5 protein-coding genes and 1 pseudogene are annotated in these 4,650 nt (G+C 71.3%); all 6 read left to right on the top strand.

Annotated elements, in window-relative coordinates:
• Positions 1-478: 478 nt before the first annotated feature.
• Complete coding sequence (locus tag AQJ91_RS48075; protein ID WP_067036695.1) at positions 479-1,285, top strand: IclR family transcriptional regulator; 807 nt, start codon at positions 479-481, stop codon at positions 1,283-1,285.
• A 100-nt stretch (positions 1,286-1,385) separates the two neighbouring features.
• Positions 1,386-2,393, top strand: a complete 1,008-nt coding sequence (locus tag AQJ91_RS48070; protein ID WP_067036692.1) for a PDR/VanB family oxidoreductase — start codon at positions 1,386-1,388, stop codon at positions 2,391-2,393.
• Between the two features lie 46 nt (positions 2,394-2,439).
• Positions 2,440-3,651: a cytochrome P450 gene (locus AQJ91_RS48065; RefSeq protein ID WP_067036689.1), complete on the top strand. Its 1,212-nt coding sequence runs from the start codon at positions 2,440-2,442 to the stop codon at positions 3,649-3,651.
• A 45-nt stretch (positions 3,652-3,696) separates the two neighbouring features.
• Positions 3,697-3,822, top strand: a pseudogene (locus tag AQJ91_RS53295) (S-(hydroxymethyl)mycothiol dehydrogenase); the annotation flags it as partial.
• 17 nt (positions 3,823-3,839) lie between these two features.
• On the top strand, positions 3,840-4,196 hold the full coding sequence (locus tag AQJ91_RS48060) for a glycoside hydrolase N-terminal domain-containing protein (protein WP_067036686.1): 357 nt from the start codon (positions 3,840-3,842) through the stop codon (positions 4,194-4,196).
• Complete coding sequence (locus AQJ91_RS48055; protein WP_067036682.1) at positions 4,193-4,618, top strand: hypothetical protein; 426 nt, start codon at positions 4,193-4,195, stop codon at positions 4,616-4,618. Before AQJ91_RS48060 ends, AQJ91_RS48055 begins: the two co-directional genes overlap by 4 nt.
• Positions 4,619-4,650: the final 32 nt, after the last annotated feature.

The following is a 4,650-nucleotide window of genomic DNA, read 5'->3' as shown; positions in this document are numbered from 1 at the left end:
CTGCCGCTATGGCAAGCCCAAGAACGCGTCTTTGCATGGGGCCCTCCTGACAAGAAGTTGTGCGCACTGCGAACGTTCGTCCGTGTGCCGAACAGAGCAAGCGGAGGCTATGTCCCTGCCCGAATCGCGTCAATAGGTCCGCCGAGGCTCCTCCCGGAACCGCGCCCTGCCGCCTTCTCCAGATCCAGACATGTTCCGACGGGTGCACCCCGGCAGCAGCAAGCCTGAGGCGCGGACGGGTTCAGCGAAGACCCAGGAGTCCCACTGCGCGCCGCGGTCGGCATGGATGACGGTGCCGCGGGCCCGTCAGCGGCGGTTGACCAGGCAGCTCTGGCCCGACATGAGGCGGAGCTGCTGCCAGACATGGCGCTCCAGCCTGCCGGCGTTTTCAGCGGACGTCGGCAGGCTGGTCCACAGGGCCCGCTACCAGGCGCAGCCGCGGGCTTGACGTGCCGGGAAGGAATCCGATGATGGTGAGGTGAGGAAGCAGAACGGCGAGTCGGTTCTGGGGAGGGTCGTACGGATCTTCGAGGCGTTCACGCCGGAGGAGTCGGCCCTGACCGTCTCGGAGCTCTCCCGCCGTACGGGGCTGCACGTGGCGACAGCATCGCGGCTGGTGGCCGAGCTGGTCTCGTACGGGTTCCTGGCCCGGGACACCGACCGCCGGGTCCGTATCGGCATGCGCATGTGGGAACTGGCCACCCGGGCCTCGCCCTCCCTGTCGCTGCGCAACGCGGCCATGCCGTTCATGGAGGACGTCCACGACGTCGTTGGCCACCACGTGCAGCTCGGCGTGCTGGACGGCGACGAGGTGCTGTTCCTGGAACGGCTGACGGCACCGGGCGCGGTCGTCAACTACACCCGTGTCGCGGGCCGCCTTCCCCTGCACGCCACCTCCAGCGGCCTGGTCCTCCTCGCCCACGGCCCCGCCGACCTCCGGGGGCGGGTGCTCGGCGGGCCCTTGCAGCGCTACACCCCGGACACCCCCGCCACTGCCGCGCGGCTGCGGGCCGTGCTGGCCGAGGTTCGTCGGCAGGGGTACGTGTACTGCCCGGGATACGTGCACCCGGACGCCCTGGGGGTCGCGGCGCCGGTGCGTGACGCGCGCGGTGAGGTGGTGGCCGCGCTGGCGGTGATCGTCCCCAACAAGGCTGGGGCCTCGTCCGTCGTGCCCGTGGTGCGGACGGCGGCACGCAGTGTCTCCCGTGCGCTCGGGGCACCGGACGCCCCGGGGCGGCGTCGAGAGCCTGGTGACCCACGTGACGGTCGTGCAACGGCCGTATGACAGCTGGCGGAAGTTCGTCTCTCATTCATTGAGAACGCCGTCGCGACCGTCTCTCGTCGCCGCGCATCCTGCGTGCAACCCAACGACGGGAGGCGACAACGTGGTCGGTACCAGCGCGGTTGCGGATGCCGGATCCGGCGTCGGTCCGGGACGGTCGGCGCCGAGGAACGCGGCGACACTGACGGTCTCCGCCAAGGAGGACGTCGCCGAGGGCGTCGTATCACTCACTCTCATCCACCCGAGCGGTGCCCGGCTGCCGGACTGGACGCCGGGTTCCCACATCGACCTGGCCCTGCCTGAGGGGACGACCCGGCAGTACTCCCTGTGCGGCGACCGATGGGACGCGTACACCTACCGGATCGCGGTGCTGCGGGAGCCCGCGGGCGGGGGAGGATCCGCGTACGTGCATGACCGGCTGCGACCTGGGGACCGCGTCGGGGTCGGTGGCCCGCGCAATCACTTCCCCCTCGTTCCGTCGGAGAAGTACCTCTTCATCGTCGGCGGCATCGGCATCACCCCGCTGCTGCCCATGGTGCGCCAGGCCGAACTGCTCGGCGCGGACTGGCAGTTGCTGTACGGCGGGCGTACGCGGTCGTCGATGGCCTTTCGTGAGGAGCTGACAGCCGCCTACGGCGAGCGGGTGCACATCGTTCCGCAGGACGAGTTCGGACTGCTGGACCTCGCGGCCTGGCTGGGCACACCGCGACCGGACACCAAGGCGTACTGCTGCGGTCCCGCCCCGCTGCTCGCCGCCGCCGAAGCGGCGTGCGCCTCCTGGCCGCCGTATGCCCTGCGCGTCGAGCGCTTCACCGCCGGCGAGCAGGCCGCGCCAGTGCGGGACACCGCCTTCGAGGTCGAACTGCGCCGCACGGGGCGATTCGTCACCGTCACTCCGGACCTGTCCGTGCTGGAAGCGGTCCGCCGGGCCGGCGCGGACGTGCTGTCCTCCTGTGAGCAGGGCACTTGCGGCACGTGTCTGACGCCCGTGCTGGAGGGACAGCCGGACCATCGGGACTCGGTGCTGGCCGACCACGAACGGGCGGCGAACGACTGCATGTTCCTGTGCGTGTCGCGCTCCTGCGGCGAGCGTCTCGTCCTCGACCTCTGAGACCGGTCTCTGACACCACTTCACTTTCTTTCTCAAGGAGCCCGCAATGACCGAGGCGATGGAGCGTGCCGTCGTGCCGCCCGTCAGTGACGCCGACCCGTTCGCCCACGACGTTCTCATGGACCCCGAACCGCTGCACGAGGCCCTGCGCGAGGCCGGTTCGGTCGTGTACCTGTCGCGCTACGACGTCCACGCCCTGGCCCGCTACGAGCAGGTGCACGCCGCGCTGGTGGACTGGCAGCACTTCGAGTCGGGTTCAGGCGTGGGCCTGGCCAACTTCCGGCACGAGAAGCCGTGGCGCCCGCCGAGCCTGCTGCTGGAGGCCGACCCGCCCCGGCACGACGCCCCGCGCCGGGTGCTGCGCGAGATCCTCGCCCCGCCCGCACTGCGCCGGCTACGCACGGCATGGACCGCGGTGGCCGAGGAGCTCGTCGAACAAGTCCTCGCCGGGGGAGCCGAGTTCGACGCCTTCGCAGCGCTGGCGGAGGCGTTCCCCCTGCGGGCCTTCCCGGACGCGGTCGGCCTCGGCCCGGACGGACGGGAGAACCTCCTGCCGTACGGCAACATGGCCTTCAACGCCTTCGGGCCGCGCAACGACCTCGTCGCGGCGGATGCCCACCGGGTGGCCGAGCTGTCGGTGTGGGTGAACGCGCAGTGCACCCGGGAGGCGCTGAGCGAGGACGGCTTCGGTGCGCAGATCTGGGCCGCCGCCGACCGCGGCGACCTGACGCACGAACAGGCGCCGCTGGTACTGCGCTCCCTGCTTACCGCCGGCGTCGACACCACCGTGCACGGCCTGGCGGCCTGCCTGTACGCCTTCGCCACCCACCCCGAGGAGTGGCAACGGCTTCGGGAGCGACCGGAGTTGGCGCGGGCCGCGTTCGACGAGGCGGTCCGCTGGCAGTCACCGGTGCAGACCTTCTTCCGTACCGCCACCACCGAGGTCACCATCGACGGCACGGTCATCCCGGCGGACACCAAGATCCTCATGTTCCTCGGCGCGGCCAACCGCGACCCGGAGCGCTGGAGCGACCCCGACCGCTTCGACCTCACCCGCGACCCCTCCGGCCATGTCGGCTTCGGCATGGGCCTGCACCAGTGCATCGGCCAGCACGTCGCCCGCCTGGAGGCCGAGGCCCTGCTGACCGTCCTGGCCCGACGCGTCGAGCGCATCGAACTCACCGGCACACCGCACCGCCACCCCAACAACACCCTGCGCTCGTGGGCGTCCCTGCCCGTGCGCGTCCAGCCCGTTTGATCAGGAGGGAAGCCAGCAAGGTCCCAGCAGGTACGAGGCGTCGTCATGCGGGCGAAGGGCGAGCCGGTCGGCGTTGAGACGATCGTGATCCCCGATCCGGGGCCGGGGGAGGCAGTGGTACGGATCCAGGCGTGCGGGGTGTGTCACACCGACCTCCAGTACCGTGAGGGACCCGCGAGGGCGCACGGTTGACGGTCCCGGGCAACCTGAACGACAACCAGCTGCGCTTCGAGTCCCAGTTGTACGTGACCGCCGAGGGCGGCTCGGTCGGGGGCACGGACACCAAGGTGCGGGTCGACAACTCTGCCGCCGTGACGATCGTCCTCGGCGCGGGCACGGACTACGCCGACAAGTACCCGGCCTACCGGGGCGAGGACCCCCACAAGGGGGTGACCAAGGTGGTCGACGCCGCGACGGAGAAGGGGTACGAGGCGCTGCGCACCGAACACATCGCCGACGACCGGGGGCTCTTCGACCGGTTTTCCCTGGACCCCGGCCAGCGCCTCCCCGACGCCGCGCGCTCGTCTCCCGCGCAGACAAGGTGATCGTCCACGAAGCCGTCCCCGGCCCCGGCTGGACCATCGGCACCACGCTGAGCGTCGGCACCGCCCTCGACGGCCTGCCTTCGAGCGTGGGCTTCACGACCAGGGCCACCGTCGCGAGCGGCTCCTGCCACCTCCATCTGCGCGGCGCCTACCCCTCCGGGCCGGGCGCGTACAGCTACGAGGGCGTCACCCGCGCCGTCGCCACCGGCACGGGTGACGCTGTGACCGCCGGCGGCTCCACCATCGTGGTGGCGAGAGCCACCAGGATGGTCCTGCTGACCGAGCCGGCCCGCTACGCGGCGTCCACCGGCTGGGAACCGGCGGCTCATCGGCCTGTGACCGGCCGTGTGCACAACGAGTGCCGGGGCCGTGGTTGCCGGTCCTCGACCGGTGTCGAAGAACCGCGGTCGGCCAGGCGGTGACCTGGCCGACCGCGGGCCGGATGGTGGGGAGC

It is taken from the genome of Streptomyces dysideae (assembly GCF_001514305.1).
GTDB classification, from domain to species: Bacteria; Actinomycetota; Actinomycetes; order Streptomycetales; family Streptomycetaceae; genus Streptomyces; species Streptomyces dysideae.
This window is presented reverse-complemented; position numbering and strand designations above follow the sequence as displayed.